This window comes from Arthrobacter globiformis, assembly GCF_030817195.1.
In the GTDB taxonomy this organism is placed as follows: domain Bacteria; phylum Actinomycetota; class Actinomycetes; order Actinomycetales; family Micrococcaceae; genus Arthrobacter; species Arthrobacter globiformis_D.
This window is the reverse complement of the sequence record NZ_JAUSYZ010000001.1, coordinates 863,965-882,624: the sequence shown is the minus strand read 5'-3', so window position 1 is coordinate 882,624 and position 18,660 is coordinate 863,965. Positions and strand designations below refer to the sequence as shown.

22 protein-coding genes and 1 pseudogene are annotated in these 18,660 nt (G+C 67.2%); 13 read left to right on the top strand and 10 right to left on the bottom strand.

Annotation, left to right across the window (positions count from 1 at the left end):
• The first annotated feature begins 18 nt into the window (after nt 1-18).
• Nucleotides 19-873: an ammonia-dependent NAD(+) synthetase gene (nadE, locus tag QF036_RS04135; RefSeq protein WP_307099477.1), complete on the top strand. Its 855-nt coding sequence runs from the start codon at nt 19-21 to the stop codon at nt 871-873.
• 156 nt (nt 874-1,029) lie between these two features.
• A pseudogene (locus QF036_RS04130) lies at nt 1,030-1,599 on the top strand (helix-turn-helix domain-containing protein); the annotation flags it as partial.
• Here the strand turns inward: QF036_RS04130 and QF036_RS04125 are convergent.
• Both QF036_RS04125 and QF036_RS04120 read right to left on the bottom strand, forming a co-directional pair.
• Complete coding sequence (locus tag QF036_RS04125) at nt 1,597-2,511, bottom strand: NADP-dependent oxidoreductase (RefSeq protein ID WP_307099475.1); 915 nt, start codon at nt 2,509-2,511, stop codon at nt 1,597-1,599. The pseudogene QF036_RS04130 and the gene QF036_RS04125 overlap by 3 nt on opposite strands.
• A 159-nt stretch (nt 2,512-2,670) precedes the next feature.
• Nucleotides 2,671-3,465 carry an IclR family transcriptional regulator gene (locus QF036_RS04120; RefSeq protein WP_307099474.1) on the bottom strand — a complete coding sequence of 265 codons (795 nt, stop codon included), beginning with the start codon at nt 3,463-3,465 and terminating at the stop codon, nt 2,671-2,673.
• 177 nt (nt 3,466-3,642) lie between these two features.
• Between QF036_RS04120 and QF036_RS04115 the strand changes: the two genes are divergently transcribed.
• Both QF036_RS04115 and QF036_RS04110 read left to right on the top strand, forming a co-directional pair.
• Nucleotides 3,643-4,362 carry a CoA transferase subunit A gene (locus tag QF036_RS04115; protein WP_307099472.1) on the top strand — a complete coding sequence of 240 codons (720 nt, stop codon included), beginning with the start codon at nt 3,643-3,645 and terminating at the stop codon, nt 4,360-4,362.
• 66 nt (nt 4,363-4,428) lie between these two features.
• Nucleotides 4,429-5,103 (top strand): CoA transferase subunit B, encoded by a 675-nt coding sequence (locus QF036_RS04110; protein WP_307099470.1) that lies wholly within the window; start codon nt 4,429-4,431, stop codon nt 5,101-5,103.
• Nucleotides 5,104-5,158: 55 nt separating this feature from the next.
• On the opposite strand, the gene QF036_RS04105 is transcribed toward QF036_RS04110, so the two are convergent.
• The gene (locus QF036_RS04105) at nt 5,159-5,929 is read right to left on the bottom strand and encodes an ankyrin repeat domain-containing protein (protein ID WP_373460076.1); all 771 of its coding nucleotides are present in this window, start codon (nt 5,927-5,929) and stop codon (nt 5,159-5,161) included.
• A 10-nt stretch (nt 5,930-5,939) separates the two neighbouring features.
• On the bottom strand, nt 5,940-6,530 hold the full coding sequence (locus tag QF036_RS04100; RefSeq protein ID WP_307099468.1) for a GlcG/HbpS family heme-binding protein: 591 nt from the start codon (nt 6,528-6,530) through the stop codon (nt 5,940-5,942).
• A 198-nt stretch (nt 6,531-6,728) separates the two neighbouring features.
• On the opposite strand from QF036_RS04100, the gene QF036_RS04095 reads away from it, so the two are divergent.
• The 6 genes from QF036_RS04095 (at nt 6,729) to QF036_RS04070 (ending at nt 11,155) form a co-directional block, all read left to right on the top strand.
• Nucleotides 6,729-7,928, top strand: coding sequence for a sensor histidine kinase (locus QF036_RS04095; RefSeq protein ID WP_307099466.1), 1,200 nt, complete (start codon nt 6,729-6,731; stop codon nt 7,926-7,928).
• Entirely contained in the window at nt 7,925-8,551 is a 627-nt protein-coding gene (locus QF036_RS04090; protein ID WP_307099464.1) for a response regulator, read from the top strand. The genes QF036_RS04095 and QF036_RS04090 overlap by 4 nt, the downstream gene beginning before the upstream one ends.
• A gap of 84 nt (nt 8,552-8,635) precedes the next feature.
• Complete coding sequence (locus QF036_RS04085) at nt 8,636-9,691, top strand: zinc-dependent alcohol dehydrogenase family protein (protein ID WP_307099462.1); 1,056 nt, start codon at nt 8,636-8,638, stop codon at nt 9,689-9,691.
• Nucleotides 9,692-9,763: 72 nt separating this feature from the next.
• Nucleotides 9,764-10,084, top strand: coding sequence for a putative quinol monooxygenase (locus tag QF036_RS04080; protein WP_307099460.1), 321 nt, complete (start codon nt 9,764-9,766; stop codon nt 10,082-10,084).
• A gap of 184 nt (nt 10,085-10,268) precedes the next feature.
• A complete protein-coding gene (locus tag QF036_RS04075; protein ID WP_003799085.1) occupies nt 10,269-10,472 on the top strand; it encodes a cold-shock protein in 204 nt (67 codons plus the stop codon).
• 95 nt (nt 10,473-10,567) lie between these two features.
• Nucleotides 10,568-11,155 (top strand): DinB family protein, encoded by a 588-nt coding sequence (locus tag QF036_RS04070; protein WP_307099458.1) that lies wholly within the window; start codon nt 10,568-10,570, stop codon nt 11,153-11,155.
• A 33-nt stretch (nt 11,156-11,188) separates the two neighbouring features.
• On the opposite strand, the gene QF036_RS04065 is transcribed toward QF036_RS04070, so the two are convergent.
• The gene (locus QF036_RS04065) at nt 11,189-12,421 is read right to left on the bottom strand and encodes an acyl-CoA dehydrogenase family protein (RefSeq protein WP_373460075.1); all 1,233 of its coding nucleotides are present in this window, start codon (nt 12,419-12,421) and stop codon (nt 11,189-11,191) included.
• Nucleotides 12,422-12,515: 94 nt separating this feature from the next.
• Here QF036_RS04065 and QF036_RS04060 point away from each other — a divergent pair, with 94 nt between their 5' ends.
• Together QF036_RS04060 and QF036_RS04055 are read left to right on the top strand one after the other, a co-directional pair.
• Nucleotides 12,516-14,279 (top strand): AMP-binding protein, encoded by a 1,764-nt coding sequence (locus QF036_RS04060; RefSeq protein WP_307099456.1) that lies wholly within the window; start codon nt 12,516-12,518, stop codon nt 14,277-14,279.
• A 3-nt stretch (nt 14,280-14,282) separates the two neighbouring features.
• Nucleotides 14,283-14,789: a MarR family winged helix-turn-helix transcriptional regulator gene (locus QF036_RS04055; protein WP_307099454.1), complete on the top strand. Its 507-nt coding sequence runs from the start codon at nt 14,283-14,285 to the stop codon at nt 14,787-14,789.
• Between the two features lie 31 nt (nt 14,790-14,820).
• Here QF036_RS04055 and QF036_RS04050 read toward each other — a convergent pair whose 3' ends face one another.
• Together QF036_RS04050 and QF036_RS04045 are read right to left on the bottom strand one after the other, a co-directional pair.
• On the bottom strand, nt 14,821-15,507 hold the full coding sequence (locus tag QF036_RS04050; protein WP_307099452.1) for a PAS and ANTAR domain-containing protein: 687 nt from the start codon (nt 15,505-15,507) through the stop codon (nt 14,821-14,823).
• A 17-nt stretch (nt 15,508-15,524) separates the two neighbouring features.
• Entirely contained in the window at nt 15,525-15,800 is a 276-nt protein-coding gene (locus QF036_RS04045; protein ID WP_307099450.1) for a YegP family protein, read from the bottom strand.
• A gap of 343 nt (nt 15,801-16,143) precedes the next feature.
• On the opposite strand from QF036_RS04045, the gene QF036_RS04040 reads away from it, so the two are divergent.
• Nucleotides 16,144-16,542, top strand: a complete 399-nt coding sequence (locus tag QF036_RS04040) for an ArsR/SmtB family transcription factor (RefSeq protein ID WP_307099448.1) — start codon at nt 16,144-16,146, stop codon at nt 16,540-16,542.
• 47 nt (nt 16,543-16,589) lie between these two features.
• On the opposite strand, the gene QF036_RS04035 is transcribed toward QF036_RS04040, so the two are convergent.
• The 3 genes from QF036_RS04035 to QF036_RS04025 all read right to left on the bottom strand — a co-directional run bounded on the left by QF036_RS04035 (nt 16,590) and on the right by QF036_RS04025 (nt 18,623).
• On the bottom strand, nt 16,590-16,853 hold the full coding sequence (locus tag QF036_RS04035) for a hypothetical protein (RefSeq protein WP_003799094.1): 264 nt from the start codon (nt 16,851-16,853) through the stop codon (nt 16,590-16,592).
• Nucleotides 16,854-17,025: 172 nt separating this feature from the next.
• A complete protein-coding gene (locus QF036_RS04030; RefSeq protein ID WP_307099446.1) occupies nt 17,026-17,847 on the bottom strand; it encodes a CPBP family glutamic-type intramembrane protease in 822 nt (273 codons plus the stop codon).
• Nucleotides 17,844-18,623, bottom strand: a complete 780-nt coding sequence (locus QF036_RS04025; protein ID WP_306920613.1) for an enoyl-CoA hydratase — start codon at nt 18,621-18,623, stop codon at nt 17,844-17,846. Before QF036_RS04025 ends, QF036_RS04030 begins: the two co-directional genes overlap by 4 nt.
• Nucleotides 18,624-18,660: the final 37 nt, after the last annotated feature.

Here is an 18,660-nt window from a genome sequence, read left to right as displayed (position 1 = left end):
CTGGCTAGGCTGTGTCACATGCGCACACTCCAAGCCAAGATCATCGAAGAAATGGGCGTCCAGCCCCGGATCGAACCCGCAGAGGAGGTGCGCAAACGCGTCACTTTCCTCAAGGAGTACTTGAAGGCCACCGGCACCAGGGGCTTTGTCCTGGGCATCTCCGGCGGCCTCGACTCGTCGCTCGCCGGGCGGCTCGCCCAGCTCGCGGTCGATGAGCTGCAGGCAGAGGGCACGGATGCGCAGTTCGTGGCGGTCCGCCTTCCCTACGGCGTCCAGCACGACGAGGAGGACGCGCAGGCGGCCCTGGACTTCATCAAAGCCTCCAAGGAGTGGACCTTCAACATCTCCGCCGCCGTCGACGGCTTCGAGGAGGAGTTCGAAAAGACTGTCGGCGACGGGATCTCCGACTTCCACAAGGGCAACACCAAGGCCCGCACGCGCATGATTGCCCAGTACGCCCTTGCCGGGGAGCACAACTACCTCGTCATCGGCACCGACCACGGCGCTGAATCCGTCACCGGGTTCTTCACCAAGTACGGCGACGGCGGCGCCGACATCCTGCCGTTGTTCGGCCTGAACAAGCGGCAGAACCGTGCCCTGCTGGAGCACCTCGGCGCCCCGGAGCGGGTGTGGAAGAAGGTGCCCACGGCCGACCTCCTGGACGACAGGCCCGGCCGCACCGACGAGGACGAACTGGGCCTGAGCTACGACCAGATCGACGACTACCTCGAGGGCCGCGACGTGGGCGACAGCGCGGCAGAGCTGATCGAACAGAAGTACCTGCGGACCCGGCACAAGCGCACCGTTCCGGTCAGCATCTTCGACACCTGGTGGAAGCACGAGGGTCCGGAAGAGGCCCGCGCAGGACTCTAAGCCGTTTAGCCGGGGCAGCCGGTCCTAGGTGTACTGCCCAGGGACGTTGGTTGGGTGAATGTGATGACTCGCTGGAGTCGTTGACTCATGGGTGAGGACCTCCGGTTGCACAGTGGAGTTGCTTAGACAACCGCTGAAGCGACCAGGAGGTCCTCAATGTCCCACGCTAATGCTGCTTTGACTCCACGCCAACGGTTACGCGTCGCGCGGCTCGTCGTTGATCACGGCTGGCCGGTGTCCCGGGCTGCCGAACAGTTCAATTGCTCCTGGCCCACCGCCAAACGGTGGGCAGCCAGGTATGCCGCGATGGGCCCAGCCGGCATGACGGACCGATCCTCAAGCCCGCACCGGGTGGCGAACCGGACTCCGCCGCATCTGGTTCGCAAGGTCGTGCACCTGCGCTGGAAGCAAAGGCTGGGGCCTGTCGCGATTGGAGCGAAGCTGGCCATGCCTGCCTCCACGGTCCACGCGGTCCTGGTCCGGTGCCGGCTGAACCGGCTGCATTACGTGGATAAGCGCACCGGGGAAATCATCCGCCGCTACGAACACGACAAACCCGGGGCGATGATCCACGTCGATGTGAAGAAGCTCGGCAACATCCCGGACGGTGGCGGCTGGCGCTACGTTGGCCGGCAGGAAGGCAAGAGGAACCGCGCTACGACTCCGGCAAAGCCGCGAAGCAACCACCGCAACCCGCTGATCGGCACCGCCTACGTGCACACACTAGGGCAGCAGCAGGATCTTCCCGCGGCCGTGGCCGCCACGGCTGATTTCCAGTGCGTCGGCGGCCTCGATCAGCGGCATCCGGTGCGCGATCGTGAAGGTGATCTGTCCTTCGGCGGCGAGCGTCCCCACGTCCGCCACCCGGCCTTCCAGCTGCTGGACGGCGGCGAGCCCGGCCGCGGATGACTGCTCGCCCGGAACGGTGGTCACCGCCCGGCCGGCCCCCCGGAGCAGCTCGGCTGTTGCCGCCAGCGAGTCCTCGCTCCCCACAGTGTCCAGGACGGCGCTGACTGTGCCGGCGTCCTCGGCCAGCGCCCGGACCCGGTCCGCAAGCCCGGGACCGTACGTCACGGGCTCGGCGCCCAGCTCGCTGAGATACTCCTGGTTGGCTTCCGACGCGGTGCCGATCACCCGTGCACCAAAGGCCTGTGCGATCTGGACCGCGGCCGAGCCGACGCCGCCTGCGGCGCCATGGATCAGCACGGTGTCCCCGGCTCCCAGGGCGAGCTGCTTCAAGGCCGAATACGCCGTGCCTCCTGCCGCCGGGATGCATGCAGCCTGCTCGAAGTCCACGCCCGCCGGCAAGGGAGTCAGCTGGTCCGCCGGCACCACGGCTTCCGTCCGGTAGCCGCCCAGCAGTCCGTTCCAGATAACCTCGTCACCCACGGCAAACCCCTCGAAGGCGGGTCCGACGGCGGTCACGACGCCGGCCGCCTCGCTGCCGGGCACCGCCGGGAAGTCCAGGGGAAACCACTTTTTCAGGTAGCCGGCCACGAGCTTCCAGTCCATGGGGTTGACGCTGACCGCCCGGAATTCCACCCGCACCAGACCGTCACCCGGTTCCGCCAGCTTCTCCGTACCCACCTTCAGGACCTGCGGGCCGCCGTATTCCTCAAAGTAGACCCGTGTGCTCATGGCTCTGGCTCCTTCGGTGCTGTCCAGGCTTCTGCAAGGGGAAGGACTCTCCTGCAAGGGTAGGCACGCCCGCCAGGCACCACAACAGTCTGCACCGGTTCCCGGGCAGACGGGTGCGGCAACCAGGGCGGACCGCTGCGCCGGAGCGATGTGCTGCCGCTAGTTCTGCCGCCTGCGCTGGCCACCCGCGCCGAGCCGCACGGTGAGCCGGTGGGCCTCCTCCAGCAGGAGCCGCCCCAGCAGTTCGCGCCGGTCCCCACGGAAGCGCGGTTCGATCCCGGTCAGGGACAGCGCCCACGACGGACGGCCGGCCTGGTCGAAGACCGCGGCGCCCATCCCCCAGCTGCCTTCCAGCACCAGGCCCGGGTTCACGGCGTAGCCGCGCCGGCGGGTCTGCCGCAGGTTGTCCCGGACCACGTTTTCGGGGTGCCCGTTGGCGTATTTGCCGGCGTGGGCAGCCCAGTCCCCCAGGATCTGTTCCTGCTCCGCCTCGGGCAGGAAGGCCATGATCGCTGTTCCTGCCGATGCCACGCCCAGCGGAAAACGGACACCCTCGTGAAGCACAAAGGAGCGGACGGGGAAGCTGCCCTCCTCCCGCAGCAGGCATACGGTCTCGGCGCCCCGCCTGATCGAGAAGAAGGCACTCTCACCGGTCTCCTCGGCAAGCCGCCGCAGGCTCGGCCTCGCCAAATCCTCCAACGGAAAGCGCGCGGCCGCCACCGAGCCCATCAGCAGGACCTCGGGGCCGAGCACCCAGTTCCCGCTCAGGGGGTCATGGTCGAGGAGACCCTCGGCCGCAAGTGACGTGAGCAGGCGGTGCACGGTTGGACGGGTCAGCCCCGAGTCACGCACCAGCTCCACGAGCGGGCTTCCTTCCGGCTTGCGTCCCACAATGCGCAGCAGCCCCGCAATGCGGCTGACGACCTGGGCGCCCTGGACCGGTGCCTGGTTCACGGTTTCCTCCCTCGGATTCCATATTGTGGACACTTCCTAGCCTATCGTCCACAGTGTAAATGCGCGATGCCTCTCGGGCGGAGGAACCTTGACACTGCCACAAGGGCACACATACGCTCCACTGTCAGAACGAGCGTCCATAAAGTGGACTGGGAGACAGCTCAACGAGGAGATGCGATGTCCAAACTGAAATCCAGCGCCGCCGAGGTCCTGAACGAAGTCCTCCGGGACGGGATCACCCTCGCCGTAGGCGGGTTCGGGCTTAGTGGCATTCCGACCGACCTGATCGAGGCCGTGCGCGATTCCGGCGTGAAGGATCTGACCGTGGTGTCGAACAACATGGGCGTTGACGGCAAGGGCCTGGGCATCCTGATCGAGGCGGGCCAGGTCGGCAGGGTGATCGCGTCCTACGTCGGTGAGAACAAGCTCTTCGCCGAGCAGTACCTCGCCGGGAACCTGGAGGTGGAGTTCACCCCGCAGGGCACCCTGGCCGAGCGGCTCCGCGCCGGCGGCGCCGGCATCCCCGCGTTCTACACCAAAACCGGGGTGGGAACCCTGGTGGCCGAGGGCAAACCGCACGAGGTGTTCGACGGCGAAACGTACGTCCGGGAGCGCGCCATCCTCGCCGACGTCGCACTGGTCCACGCCCACACCGCCGACACGGACGGCAACCTGATCTACCGCTACACCGCCCGGAACTTCAACCCGGTAGTGGCCACCGCAGGCGCCGTTACCGTCGCCGAGGCGGAAGTCATCGTCGAACCGGGCGCGCTGGATCCGAACCACATCGTCACGCCCGGCGTCTACGTCCAGCACCTGGTCCAGGCCAGCAACAGGGTCAAGGACATCGAACAGCGCACCGTCCGCCCGCGCGCTTCCGAGGCCGTACCCGCCTAATACCCGGCGCGAACGAACACTTAAGCCCCTTTTCTAGACCCACTTTTAGACCCGAAGGAGATTCCCGTGGCCTGGACCCGGAATGAGATGGCTGCGATCGCGGCCGAAGAACTGAACGACGGCGACTACGTCAACCTCGGCATCGGCATCCCCACGCTGGTGGCCAACAACCTGCCCGACGGCGTCCGGGTAGTCCTGCAAAGCGAAAACGGGCTGCTCGGCATGGGCCCGTTCCCCTACGAAGGCGAGGAGGACGCCGACCTCATCAACGCCGGCAAGCAGACCGTCACCGTCCTGCCCGGCGGCAGCATCTTCGACTCCGCCACGTCCTTCGGCATGATCCGCGGCGGACACGTCAAGGTCGCCATTCTCGGCGCCATGCAGGTCTCCGGCAGCGGCGACCTCGCCAACTGGACCATCCCCGGAAAAATGGTCAAGGGCATGGGCGGCGCCATGGACCTCGTCGCCGGCACACCGCGCGTCGTGGTCCTCACCGAACACAACGCCAAGGACGGCAGCCCCAAAATCGTCACGGACTGCACTCTGCCCCTGACCGGCGTCGGCGTCGTGGACCGGATCATCAGCGACCTCGCCGTCTTCGATCTCCATAAAAAGGACGACGGCGGACGGCAGCTCACGCTCACCCGCCTCGCCCCCGGCGTCACCGTGGAGGAAATCCGGGAGAAGACGGAGGCGGAGTTCACGGTTGCGGCGGAGCTCGCCGAACCGGCCCGGCTTTGACGCTGCGGCCCTGACCCTCAGCCCCAGCCCCGCTCAACCCCAGCCCCGCTCAACCTCAGCCCCGCTCGCGGATCAGCCGGGCGATCTCGGCGAAGCCCAGGCGCTCGGCGTTCTCCAGAGCCGTCCTGCCCTCCGGGTCGCGGATGTTGGGGTCTGCGCCGGCATCGAGCAGCTGCCGTACCACGTCCTGCTGCCTCGGGCCTCGGTTCAGGAGGATGGCTTCCTGCATCGCGGTCCAGCCGAGCTTGTTCACATGGTTGACGGGGACGCCGGCGGCGATGAGGATCCGCACTGTTTCCACATGCCCGTGCTCACTGGCCGGGATCAGGGCGGTGCCGCCGAAACGGTTGGTGCTCCTGACGTCTGCCCCGTTGGCCAAAGTCAGCCGCAGAACCTCGTTGAAGCCCTCGGCACCGGCGTACAGGAAGGCCGAGTCCTGGATGGAATCCTTGGCGTTCACGTTTCCGCCTTCCCGGATTAGCCGCGCCACGAGCGCCGCGTCGTTGGCCTTCGCGGCCAGGACCAGTCGCTGGTCCAGCCTCTGCTGCTCACCCGGGGACAGCGAGGGGCCTGAGGCGGCGGGGGTCGACGACGGCGGCCGCACGGTTCCGCTCACCCCGGAACCGCCCGCCGACGTCTGGCTTCCGGAACTGCCCTGGCTTGAACCGGCTGGGGCCGGGCCGCCGGCCGACGGGGAGCCGGCCGACGGGGAGCCGGCCGACGGGGAGCCGGACGCGCACCCGGCCAGCAGGGACACCAGTACAGCCAGGCCCGCGAGCGGCAGAGCAGTGGTGCGCCGGCCGCCGTCGAACCCGTCCCCGGTCACAGCCCGCAACCTACTTGACGGCGATTGCGGCGGCGCCGGCCTCGGCGCAGGCTTCGTCGAGCTTGCCGTCCGGGGCGCCACCGACGCCGATGCCTGCCACGGAGACGCCGTTCACCTTCAGCGGGACGCCGCCCGGGAGGAAGAGGGTGCCGGGAAGGTCGGCGATGCTCGGCCCGTTGCCGCTGATGCGCTTGGCGAGTTCACTCGTGGGGCTGCCCAACGCTGCTGCGGTGTAAGCCTTCTGTTTGGCGGACTCGATGGTGTGCTCGGCGGCATTGTCGCCACGCAGGAGTGCCTGCACGGTGCCGAACCGGTCAACGAGGGCCACGGTCACGAACGGCAGCTTGTCGGCCTGGCACTTGGCGAGCGCGGCGTCCACCGCCTTGGCCGAGGCGCCAACGGTGATCCGGTTCTGGGCGACGACGTTGTCCGCACCCGGTTGGACATTTGCGGCGGGCACTGCTGCCTGCACGGCTGCAGGCTGGACCGAAGCGGCCGCAGGGGAAGACCCTGATCCGGCATTGGCGACGGCGGTGGCACCGGCGGTGATGACGAGCGCTCCGGCTGCCGCGGCGGCAAAAATCTTCTGGGACTTCTTCACGGTGGTTCTCCTTCGGTGAGACGCAGCCAAACGGTTGCATTTCCATGGTGGACCTGCCGCCGAGCCGATGCATCAGGCCATCAGGTGGGGCTGGCTGGTCCTTTCGGCTCCCGGTATCAGCCAAAAGGCTGAGAGACCAGCAACGCCGCGGGCAATAGCATGGTTCGTAGTACGTCACCCACCGGAACCGGACCCGCCATGCCCTCCCCAGCCCCCACCGCCGCACCGGAAGTTCCTCCCGCTCGGATCGGTCCCGTTCCGGGCAGCCGGCTGGGACGGATCGACGCCGCGGTCCACCTGGGTTTCGCCGTGCTCATGGTCGCCTCGGTGGTGCGCTACGTGATGCGGCACAGCGCCCAGGACAACCTGCTGGTCCTCGCCCTGGCGGCCGCCGCATGCGCCCTATACGCGGTCATCGCGGTACTCGCCCAGCGTCGGCGCCCCTGGGCCTTGTGGATGTTCGTACTCGTGGCCGTCTGGGCTGTGCTGGTGGTCTCCGCGCCCAGCTTCGCCTGGTGTTCGTTTGCACTGTTCTTCCTGTGCCGCATCGCCTTCACCGGGGCGGTCGCCTACGCGGCGGCGGGGGCGACGGCAGCTGCCACCGCCGCGGGACTGTTCCGGCTCAGCGACGGCAGCGATCTGGCCATGCTTCTGGGCCCGCTCGCCGTCGGCGTCCTGCTGACGCTGATCTACGACCGCATTGAGCACGACGCCGCCGAGCAGCGGCGCCTGCACCGCGAAGTGTCGCTCGCCCAGGGGCAGCTGGCCGCCAGCGAGCGCCGTGCGGGCACCATCGCGGAGCGTGAGCGGGTCTCCCGGGAGATCCACGACACCGTGACCCAGGGCCTCGCCAGCAGCCTGCTCCTGCTCGAAGCCGCAAACCGCGCCTGGCCGGAGCCGGCGTCCCGGCAGGATCTCCGGCAGGCCAGTGAGCTGCTGCGCCGAAACCTGTCCGACACCCGCAGTCTGGTCCACGAACTGGCCTCGCCCGGCCTGGACGCCTCACCGCTGCCGGACGCCCTGCTGCAGGCCGCCTCCCAGTACGTGCCGGGCGCCAGGCTGCTGGTCACCGGCGTCCCCCGGGCAGTTCCGGCCGAAGCCCGGCATGCCCTCCTCCGGGTAGTGCAAAGCGCCGCAGCGAACATCAAGCTGCACGCCTCCGCGGCCAACACAACCATCACCCTTGGCTTCCTGCCGGATGCGGTCACACTGGACATTTACGACGACGGTGCGGGCTTCGATCCGGCGGCGGTAGCACCGCCGTCGGACACCGGAGGATACGGCCTGCGGGCTATGCGGCAGCGCGTGGAGCAGCTGGGCGGCGCCTTCTCGGTGGAAAGCGCCCCGGGCGAGGGAACTGTTGTGGCAGCGCAGCTGCCGGCAAAGGGGGTTGAATGAGCGTCATCACCGTGCTCCTCGTGGACGACCACCTCGTGGTCCGCAGCGGACTGAAGGCACTGCTGGGCACACAGCCGGACATCGAGGTGGTGGCGGAGGCGTCCTCTGGCGAGGAAGCCCTGGCCGCCGTGGAAGGGCACTCCCCCGACGTCGTGGTGATGGACCTGGCCATGGGCCCGGGCATGGACGGGATCGAGGCCATCAGGAAGCTCCGCGAACGCAACCGTCAGCAGGCCGTGCTGGTCTTCACCACCTACGATTCCGACGCCGACATTGTCCGTGCCGTGGATGCCGGCGCCATGGGATACCTCCTCAAGGACGCCGCGCCGGAGGAGATCTTCGCCGCCGTCCGGGGCGCCGTCCAGGGCAAAAGCGTCATGAGCCCGCCGGTGGCCTCCCGCCTGTTCCAGCAGCTGCGCAACCCTGACGACGTCCTGACCCCGCGGGAGGCCGAGCTGCTGAGCCTCCTCACCGAAGGGCTCAGCAACAAGGAGCTGGGCCAGCGGCTCTTCATCTCCGAGGCCACCGTCAAGACCCACCTCGCCCACATCTACGCCAAGCTGGGCGTGGAGACCAGGGCCGCGGCCATCGCCACGGCCATCCGCCGCGAGGGGATGCGCTAGCAACCGCCCCTAGCAGCCCGGCGCGTCCCCGCAGCGGGGCTAGACTCGGTCACGTCCAGCCCCGCCCATTCGAGAGGAGCAGCCATGCGCGCCACCATCATCCACGGACCCGGAGACATCAGGGTCGAGGACCGCGACTACCCTGCCGTCCAGCTCCCCACGGACGCCGTGGTCCGCGTGACTGCCGCGTGCGTCTGCGGCTCCGACCTGTGGCCGTACCGCGGCGTGAAGCCGGTCCGCCACGCCTCCGCCATCGGCCATGAATTCGTCGGCGTCGTGGAAAGCACAGGTGCCGACGTGTCCTCACTCCGGGCGGGCGACTTTGTGATCGCCCCCTTCGTGGTCAGCTGCGGGCAGTGCCCGCAGTGCCTGAACGGCGTCACCGTGGCCTGTGACCACCTCGCCGGTTGGGGCGGAACGGACGACGCCGGGTTCGCTGTCGACGGCGGCCAGGGCCAGGCCGTGCGCGTCCCGCTCGCCGCATCCACGCTCGTCAAGGTGCCGGATGTCAGCGAGCCGGATGCAAAGCTGCGCAACAGCCTGCTGACCCTCTCGGACGTCATGGCCACCGGGCACCACGCCGCCGTCAGCGCCCAGGTCGGCCCCGGCCGGACCGTAGTGGTGGTGGGCGACGGCGCCGTGGGACTGTGCGGCGTCCTTGCGGCAAAGAGGCTCGGCGCCGAACGGATCATCGCGATGTCCCGCCACGCCGACCGTCAGGCCATCGCCCGCGAGTTCGGTGCCACGGACGTTGTGGAGGAACGCGGGGACGACGGTGTCGCCAAGGTCCGTGAACTGCTCGGCGGGGTGCTGGCCGACTCTGTGCTCGAGTGCGTGGGAACCAAGGAGTCCATGGAGCAGGCGCTGCATTCGGTCCGGCCCGGCGGCGCCCTGGGCTTCGTCGGGGTCCCCACCGGCGGCGCGGAGATCCCGCTGCGCTACCTGTTCGACAAGAACATCACCGTGTCCGGCGGAATGGCTCCCGCCCGCACCTACATTCCCGAACTGCTCAAGGACGTGCTGTCCGGGGCCATCAATCCCGGGCGGGTGTTCGACGTTGAGATGCCCCTGGAGGATGCGGCCGAAGCCTACAAGGCGATGGATGAGCGCCGGGCCATCAAGGTGCTCCTGACGCCGTAGAAACGGTTGCGCGGGCCCGGCACGGGGTCTACCGTGATCCGCATCAGACACCACCGCCGTCGAGGAGCCGTCATGGCCGGGTTTGTGCAGATCATCGAATTCCAGACCTCACGCATCGAGGAGGTCGAAGCGCTGGGCCGCCCGTCAAGGACCGAGGGAACCACCGCACCGACGTTTCGCCGCATCATCGCCACTGCGGACCGGGACCGTCCCGGGACGTACTTCACCATCGTGGAGTTCGACTCCTACGAGTCGGCGATGGAAAACTCCAACCGGCCGGAGACGTCCGACTTTGCCGCGAAAATGGCGGCCCTGTGCGACGGTCCCCCGGTATTCCGTAATCTCGATGTGCTGTGGGAGAACACCGGACAGGAGCCGGACAGCACGGCCTAGCCCAGGAAACGGCGTTTTTAATTAGCGAATGTGGACAGAATCTCCCGTTACTGGTGGGACTCCTGATGACGGTAGCTATTGCACGCCCGGCGGAACGCCCATAGGTTGGAGACAGCGGACAACAGTTTCCGCCTCTGCCTGCTGTCGGAGCAGGACCAGAATAAGGGTTACAAAGGAAGTAGCAATGGCAACAGGCACAGTTAAATGGTTCAACGCCGAAAAGGGCTTCGGCTTCATCGCTCCGGATGATGGATCGGCAGATGTATTCGCCCACTACTCGGCAATTGCCTCCAGCGGCTACCGCTCCCTGGATGAAAACCAGAAGGTCGAATTCGAAGTGACCCAGGGCCCCAAGGGTCCGCAGGCAGAGAACATTCGCCCGCTGTAACGGCTTTCCAAAGACTCCCCTGTCCGTGCCTGGCACGCGCAGGGGAGTTTTTGGTTCCCGCAGTTTTTGGTGCTCCCGCCCGGTAGAGTGCCGCCATGGATGAAAAAGCGACCCTGCACCATTACCTGCGGACACGGCGCGCCCAGCTCCTCGCCAAGATCGACGGCCTGGGTGAGTATGACGTCCGGCGGCCGATGACGCCCACCGGCACCAATCTCCTGGGCCTGGTCAAGCATGTGGCCAGCGTGGAACTGGGCTATTTCGGCGAGGTGTTCGGGCGGCCCAGCGACCGGGAGCTGCCCTGGTTCGCCGACGGGGCCGAGCCGGACGCGGACATGTGGGCCACCCCGGAGCAGACCCGTGCCGAGATCGTGGAGCTGCACCACTTCTCGGCGGCGCACACCGATGGCACCATCGAAGCGCTGCCCTTGGACGCTCCCGGGCTTGTGCCCTGGTGGCGGGAAGAACGCAGGCACGTGACCCTGCACCAGATGCTGGTGCACATGTGCGCCGAGACGGCGCAGCACCTGGGGCACGCCGACATCATCCGGGAACTCATTGACGGTTCCGCCGGGCAGGGCCCCAACGACCCCAACCTTCCTCAGCGGGGTGCCGCAGAGCAGGCCGCGCACGTGGAGCAACTGGAGGCCGCGGCGCGGAAAGCCGCCATCCTGGCCCAGTAAGGCGCTGGCTGGGTGACGCTGTGACCAGGTGTCCTACACGAAGGCTGATTTTCCTGTGACCGCCCGGGCCACGATCAGGGAATTGATCTCGTAGCTGCCCTCGTACGTGTACAGGATCTCCGCGTCGCCGAAGAGCTTTCCCATCTCGAAGTCGCTGCTGATGCCGTTGCCGCCCAGCAGCGACCGGCCCATGGCCACGGAAGCCCTGGCTAGCCGGGTGGTGGTGGCCTTGGCCATCGCCGCCTGCGCCATTTCCAGCCTGCCGTCCTCCTGGATCCGGGCCAGCTGCGCCATCAGGGCCAGCGACGCCGAAGCGTTGCCCAGAATCTCGGCGAGCTGCTGCTGGATGAGCTGGAAGCGCGCCAGCTCCTTGCCGAACTGGCGGCGCTGCAGCGAATAGGAGCGGGCAACGTCAAACGCCGCCAGCTGGATCCCGGCAGCCTGCCAGCCCACCCACGCCCGTGAATCCCTCAGCAGCTCGTTGGCCTTGGTGAAATCCGTGGCGCCGGGGAGCATGTTGGTTTCCGGAATGCGGACGCCGTCCAGACGGATATCGGCGTTCTGCATGATCCGCAGCCCGATCTTGTTGCTGATCTTGGTCGCCGTGTAGCCGGCGCGGTCCGTCTCGACAATGAAGCCCTTGATCTGATGGTCGGCCGTGTCCCTGGCCCATACGAGTGCGAAGTCGGCGATGGTTCCGGCGCCTATCCACCGCTTGGCGCCGTCGATGACCCATTCGCCGTCTTCGAGCCGGGCCGTGGTGGCCAGCCCGCCGGCAATGTCCGAGCCGTGCTCCGGTTCGGTCAGCGCGAAGGCCCCCAGCTGCGTGAAAGCAGTCAGTCCGGGCAGCCACCGCTGCTTCTGCTCGTCCGACCCCAGGGCGTCGATCATGCCGACGATCAGCTCGTTGTGGATGCCCACCAGGGCTGACAGGGAGACGTCGGCGCGGGCCACCTCAACGTACATCAGGCCCTTGAAGAGCGTGGATGTCCCGTCCGTCTGCAGCCCGCCAAGTCCGTGCTTTCCCAGCTCCGCGAGAAGCCCGAACGGGAACTCCTCGCGGTTCCAGTATTCGATGGACTGGGCCCGGACCCGGGACTGCAGGAAGTCCCTGATCTCGAGATAGCGTGCCCGCTCGGCCGGCGGAAGAAGGTCCGCAACATACATAAGATCCGCGTCGGCAAACGGCGGTGCCGTCACCCCCGGTTCCCCCGCTGTACCCTCTGTGGGCTGTCCGCTGTCACGTCCTTGTGGCTGCACGGGCATAGGTCCCTTCGCTCTTCCAAACCCTTGGATGTCCTAGTATATTGCACAGTGATGTGGATCACTAGGACGTGAATCCCCAGGCGAAAGGTGCCCCATGACCGTCACCGACGATTTCCGTGCCGCACGAGATCAGCTGCTCGCTGCGCGCCAGGACTACCGGCAGGCGAGAACCAGCTTCGAATGGCCGCGGCCCTCGGAGTTCAATTTCGCACTCGACTGGTTTGACGCCATCGCGGCGGATCCTGACCGCGGCGGGAACCCGGCACTGGTGATCGTGGAACAGGACGGCTCGGCCACCCGCCGCAGCTTCGCCGAACTGTCGGCCCGGTCCAACCAGGTGGCCAACTGGCTCCGCAGCCAGGGCGTGAAGCGCGGCGACCGCATGATCATCATGCTGGGCAACCAGGTGGAACTGTGGGAACTCGTGCTGGCCGGCATCAAGCTTGGCATCGTACTGATCCCCACCACCACCCTCATGGGTCCCGCGGACCTGAAGGACCGGGTGGAGCGCGGGGAAGCGGGCTGGGCCGCCGTCGGCAGTTCCAACCTGCGCAAGTTTGCCGAAGTGCCCGGCCACTACCGGCTCATCGGCATCCCCGATGCCGCGGGGGCAGGCATCAACGGCGCCGGCAGCAACGGCGCCGGCGAGGCGCTGCAGTACGCGGATTCGGCAGGGTCACCCGCCGACTTCACGCCCGACGCGCCCACCCTGGCAGACGAGACCCTGCTCCTCTACTTCACTTCGGGCACCACCTCCAAGGCCAAGCTCGTGGAACACACGCACACCTCGTATCCGGTGGGCCACCTGTCCACGATGTACTGGATCGGCCTGGAGCCGGGCGACGTGCACCTCAACGTGGCCTCCCCGGGCTGGGCGAAACACGCCTGGTCCAACCTGTTCGCCCCGTGGATTGCCGAGGCCTGCGTGTTCGTCTACAACTACGAACGCTTCGATGCCAAGGCTCTCATGGAGCAGATGGACCGGGAGAAGGTCACCAGCTTCTGCGCCCCGCCCACTGTCTGGCGGATGCTCATCCAGGCCGACCTCACGCTCCTCAAGAATCCGCCCACCAAGGTTGTTTCGGCCGGCGAGCCCCTCAACGCGGAGGTCATCGGCCAGGTCCAGCGCGCCTGGGGCCAGACCATCCGCGACGGCTTCGGCCAGACCGAGACCACGGTGCAGGTGGCCAACACCCCCGGCCAGCCGGTCAAGATCGGCGCGATGGGCCTGCCCCTGCCGGGATACGACGTGGTCCTCGTCGATCCGGCTACCGGCGAAGAGGCCGACGACGGCGAGCTGTGCCTGCGCCTGGATCCCCGCCCCGCAGGGCTGATGAAGTCGTACTACGGTGACCCGGAGAGGACGGCCGAGGCATTCCGCGGCGGCTACTACCACACCGGCGACATGGCCAGCCGGGACGAGCACGGCGTCATCACCTACGTGGGCCGGGACGACGACGTCTTCAAGTCGTCCGACTACCGGCTGTCCCCGTTCGAGCTGGAGAGCGTGCTCATCGAGCACCCGGCGGTGGCGGAGGCCGCCGTCGTTCCTTCCCCTGATCCGCTGAAGCTGTCCGTGCCCAAGGCATTCGTGGTGCTGGCGGCCGGCCACCAGCCGGGGCCCGAGCTCGCCGAGGAGATCCTGCGCTACTGCCGCGACCACCTGGCGCCGTTCAAGCGCATCCGCCGGCTGGAGTTCGCCGAGCTGCCGAAGACCATCTCGGGCAAGATCCGCCGGGTCGAGCTGCGGCACAGCGAGGAGCTCCGCCACGCGGACGGCATCCAGGCGAGCGTTCCCCCCGGCCTGGGAACGGAATACTCCGAAACAGACTTCCCGGGCCTGAAAAGCCAGGGCTGAACCGTGAGCCCTCCGCTGCCCCGTGACCCGATTGCCGATGCACAGCGCAACTGGGAGAGCCACGGCTGGGGCGACGTCGCCGCTCCAATGGCCGCCATCACGGCAATCATGCGCACCCAGCAGATCCTGATGGCCCGCATCGAGGGGGCTCTGAAGCCCTTCGGACTGACCTTCGCCCGCTACGAGCTGCTGGCGCTGCTGAGCTTCGCCAGGAGCGGCGCACTGCCCATGAACAAGGCGAGCGCCCTGCTCCAGGTCCATCCCACCTCGGTGACCAACGCCGTCGACCGCCTCCAGACGGCGGGGCTGGTGGTCCGGTCGCCGCACCCCACGGACGGGCGCACCACCCTGATCGAGCTCACGGCCGAGGGTCGCACGCTGGCAAAACGGGCGACGGCGGTGCTCAACGCCGAAATTTTCGGCCAGTCCGGTTTCGGCGAAGAGGACGTGAACCAGCTGATCCGGATCCTGGGCGACTTCCGCCGCGGCGCCGGGGACTTCACGGACTGACCGGTTTGGGGACTGACCGGCGGCCCTGCGGCTAGCAGCTTGGCACGCCGTCCTTCTCTGCAGGGCTGTCCGTGTGCCTTTCGGACGGCCGCCGTAGCTCCTGGACGAACGTGTCAAGCAATGCCGCCGGCTGCGGGCTGTTGGCAAGCTGCACGAGGTCGGCAGCCGTGCTGGACACCTTGATGTTCGTGTCCTGGCTGTACTTGGCCATCAAGTCGAAGGCGGCCTCGGAACCAATCCGCAGGATCCCCATCAGGATGCCCTTCGCCTGTTCGATGGTGCTTCGGGTGCCAAGGGCCCCGGCAACTGCTTCGCGTGCTGCCCTTTCGGTTTCCCAGTGCAGCGTGCTGGTCAGGTCAACGATGAATCCCTCAACAGCGCTGAGACTGCCGTCCTCCATGAGCGCCTCGCCGGCGGTGAGGACACGGTGTTCGCGCATGCGCGCGTCGATGATGCGGTGGTAGCTGCAGAAGAAACCGCCCGCTTCGCAGGCGGCCATGAAGATGTCATGGCAGCGCTCCCTGTCGTCCGGATGCTTGTGGGCATACAGCAGCTCCACACTGGGGACGATGTCGCCGCGGCGGTAACCGTGGAGCGTGTACAGCTCATCTGACCACTCGAGCCGTCCGGAGATGGCATCGTAGTAGAACGTGCCGGCAACACAATCTGCCGGCCCGAGTGCGCTCGAGTACGCCCGCACGGTTTTCGGAAGGCTCATCGCGGCTCCCTGCCGCCCTATCCGGTCATCCCCTGGCACTGGACGGGTATGCGCTGGGGAAGAGGACGAACGGCAGCGCGGGGGCGGGAACCGAGGAAGCGATCCACCGGGGCCGTGGCGAGCTCCCGCACGTGCCCCATTCCGGCGTACTCGCGAACGGCAGCAATGCCTTCAACCGCTGCAGCCTTGCTGGGAAAAGGGCGGGACACGGCCATCACGGTGCCGTCCGGGGCGGTGAGCTGGAACCTGAATGAAGCCTCTGCGTCAATGAAGAGTTCGAACATGCCAGCCATTTAGCCCTCCTGGATCCGGGAACACGGCGTCCGGGACGCCGTCGTCGCCGGAAGCAGCTGAGATTTTCTTCCTTGCCGCTCCCGCGGATGAGCCGGGGCGCCAATTGAGGAATTTATGAAATTGTGAACCAGTTGCAGCGTCTTGGCAAGGCCTGTCCATGGCTACTCCCGGGCCGTCGCGCCCCTGCAGGACGGACTACCCCACAAAAAGTTCATCCCGTTCGCCGGAGACAGACCGTTCTGTCTCTATACTTAGGTCTATACGCCTTGGGGGCACCAGTTCGGCGCGCCGAGCAATACCTGGCTGGCAACATCTGGCAAGGAACAGTGGAAGGAATCCATCATGGGTGACATGCCCCACGGCGTGATTCACACCGAGGTTAAGGCGGACCTGTTCAAGTCCATGGGCCACCCTGCACGCATCCTGGTCCTGGAGATGCTGGTCAGCGGTCCGGTGACCGTGAGCAACCTGCGGGACTGCACCGGCCTTGAGGCCTCGAACCTCTCCCAGCACCTCGGCATCCTGCGGCGCCAGCGGCTGATCGTTCCGTCCCGGAAGGACGGCCGCCTGTTCTACGAACTGACGTCCCCTGAGGTACGCGAAGTCCTCGAAGCGGCCCATGGCCTGCTGGGCACCATCCTCGACGGTGGCGGCATGCGGCAGAAAAACGGCGGATCTGACGGCGCCCCCGGCGAGGCGCCAGCCTCCGCCCTCGCGCCGGCAGCACAGGCCGCAGGCTAGCCGGGGCCGGCATTTACGCCGGGCCGGCTTTTGCGCGCCGCCCGCTTTTACGCGGGGTCGGCGACGGCGGCCGGTGCGGAATGCCCGAAAAGCCAAGCTGCGACGTCGCTCCTCAGCACAACGTGCGGGCTGCCGGTCCCGCTGACACTTCCGGCCGGAACATAGTAGCCGCGGCCGCCGCCGGGACCGCCGGCAGCCCGGTCCAGCGCTTCCACGATCCTGCGGCTCAAATGCCCTTGCGGGCCTGTGGCGTGGATTTCCTCAAGCTCAGCCGCGGTGAGCCGTCCCAGTACAGCAGCGATATCGGCCACGATCGTTCCCCTCTTCGGACGTTTGCCTGACTAACACGTTTGCCTGAATAAACACGTTTGCCTGAAGTGCAAGGCTAGGGCATCGCGATTAACTGCGGGTGAAATCCCGGCGGCCATTCGCGGACGGATGCTGTGGAGGGAGTTGCACCGGGAATCAGTACGGGAACGGGAATCAGTACAGGAAGATGTCGATCCACGCCCGGTTGTGCGCATGGAGCAGCACCAGGAACAGCACGAAGTCGAAGAGCAGGTGCACGCTCACGATGTACGACAGCGACTTGGTCCAGGTGAAGATGCGGGCCTGCAGCAGGGCGAACGGGTAGATGAAGAACGGTGCCCAGGCCCTGAACCCCAGTTCCCACAGGAACGAGGTAAACAGGACGGCCTGCAGCAGGTTGGCCTGCCAGTCAGGCAGGTGGCGGCGGAGCAGCGCGAAGCAGGTGCAGATGAAGAACAGCTCATCCCAGATGCCCAGGGCGTTGGTGCCAACGAAAAGCCGCGCGATGCCCTCGGGGTCGTGTACTGCGGGCCAGTTCGTGTAGACCCCGGTCCGGATCATGTACACGGGCAGCAGGGCGTAGCCAATCACCACGACGGCGGGCAGGTACCACTTCTCCGCACGCGTCCATTTCTGCCCGGTCCGGACCGGAAACACCACCGCGTGCTCCTTGGTAAGGAAACGCGACACGGCGTAGGGGATCCCCACGGCCGCGATCATCGCCGAGCCCATGACGAGCATGTGGGAGGTGCTGACGTCGGTGGTGATCGGCACGGCACTGATGATGGCCACTCCGGCTGCAATCAGTGCGAGGTCGCGGAACAGCAGCCGGTCCACCAGCACCGCGATTACGAGCGCCGCGGCGAGCAGGGCATAGCCCGGCAGGCTCTGGTCCAGCGCGAACAGGACAAAGCCGGCCAGCGAGACCATGGCTGCCGGGACAACGCGCAGGGAAGTCCCCTCCACGGTGCGCTCCCCGGTCAGCCGGGCGCTCACCGGTGCCTGAACTCCGGCTGGCGCTTCTCCGCGAAAGCAGCCATGCCTTCCTTCTGGTCCTCAGAGGCGAAGAGCGAATGGAACAGCCGCCGCTCAAACAGCACGCCCTGTGCCAGCCCCGTCTCGAAGGCCGCGTTGACGGCTTCCTTGGCCAGCATGGCAGCCGGCTTCGACTTGGACGCGATGACCTCCGCGGCCTTCAGTGCCTCCTCCACGGTGTCCGCCGCCGGCACCACGCGGGCCACCAGGCCTGAGCGCTCTGCCTCGTCCGCATCGATGAACCGGCCGGTGAGGATCATGTCCATCGCCTTGGCCTTGCCCACGGCGCGGGTGAGCCGCTGCGACCCGCCCATGCCCGGCACAACGCCAAGGTTGATCTCGGGCTGGCCGAATTTAGCGTTGTCCCCGGCGATGATGAAGTCGCACATCATGGCCAGCTCACAGCCGCCGCCCAGCGCGAATCCGGACACGGCCGCGATCAGCGGAATGCGCAGCCGGGTGAGGTCCTCCCACCCGCGGAACCAGTCGGCGTCGTACATCTCCAGGTAGCCCTTGTCCGCCATCTCCTTGATGTCGGCGCCCGCGGCGAAGGCCTTCCCCGAGCCGGTGATGACGACGGCGCCCACGCCGGGATCCGTGTCCATGGCCGAAACCGCCGCCACCAGTTCTTCCAGGGTGGTCCTGTCCAGGGCATTCAGCGCCTCAGGCCTGTTCAGGGTGACGAGGCCAACGCGCCCGCGGCGTTCCACCAGAATGTTCCCGTACTCGTGCGTCATCCATGCCCCTCATGTGGTTGCTACGTCCTGAAACTAA

Bases quoted from the DNA above. Each gene is read 5' to 3' on its own strand.
- QF036_RS04080 (WP_307099460.1), top strand. From the start codon at position 9,764: ATGGCCGGGTTTGTGCAGATCATCGAATTCCAGACCTCACGCATCGAG.
- QF036_RS04025 (WP_306920613.1), bottom strand. From the start codon at position 18,623: ATGACGCACGAGTACGGGAACATTCTGGTGGAACGCCGCGGGCGCGTT.
- QF036_RS04095 (WP_307099466.1), top strand. From the start codon at position 6,729: ATGCCCTCCCCAGCCCCCACCGCCGCACCGGAAGTTCCTCCCGCTCGG.
- QF036_RS04090 (WP_307099464.1), top strand. From the start codon at position 7,925: ATGAGCGTCATCACCGTGCTCCTCGTGGACGACCACCTCGTGGTCCGC.
- QF036_RS04115 (WP_307099472.1), top strand. From the start codon at position 3,643: ATGTCCAAACTGAAATCCAGCGCCGCCGAGGTCCTGAACGAAGTCCTC.
- QF036_RS04040 (WP_307099448.1), top strand. From the start codon at position 16,144: ATGGGTGACATGCCCCACGGCGTGATTCACACCGAGGTTAAGGCGGAC.
- QF036_RS04045 (WP_307099450.1), bottom strand. From the start codon at position 15,800: ATGGCTGGCATGTTCGAACTCTTCATTGACGCAGAGGCTTCATTCAGG.
- nadE (WP_307099477.1), top strand. From the start codon at position 19: ATGCGCACACTCCAAGCCAAGATCATCGAAGAAATGGGCGTCCAGCCC.
- QF036_RS04060 (WP_307099456.1), top strand. From the start codon at position 12,516: ATGACCGTCACCGACGATTTCCGTGCCGCACGAGATCAGCTGCTCGCT.
- QF036_RS04050 (WP_307099452.1), bottom strand. From the start codon at position 15,507: ATGAGCCTTCCGAAAACCGTGCGGGCGTACTCGAGCGCACTCGGGCCG.
- QF036_RS04065 (WP_373460075.1), bottom strand. From the start codon at position 12,421: ATGCCCGTGCAGCCACAAGGACGTGACAGCGGACAGCCCACAGAGGGT.
- QF036_RS04125 (WP_307099475.1), bottom strand. From the start codon at position 2,511: ATGAGCACACGGGTCTACTTTGAGGAATACGGCGGCCCGCAGGTCCTG.
- QF036_RS04075 (WP_003799085.1), top strand. From the start codon at position 10,269: ATGGCAACAGGCACAGTTAAATGGTTCAACGCCGAAAAGGGCTTCGGC.
- QF036_RS04070 (WP_307099458.1), top strand. From the start codon at position 10,568: ATGGATGAAAAAGCGACCCTGCACCATTACCTGCGGACACGGCGCGCC.
- QF036_RS04085 (WP_307099462.1), top strand. From the start codon at position 8,636: ATGCGCGCCACCATCATCCACGGACCCGGAGACATCAGGGTCGAGGAC.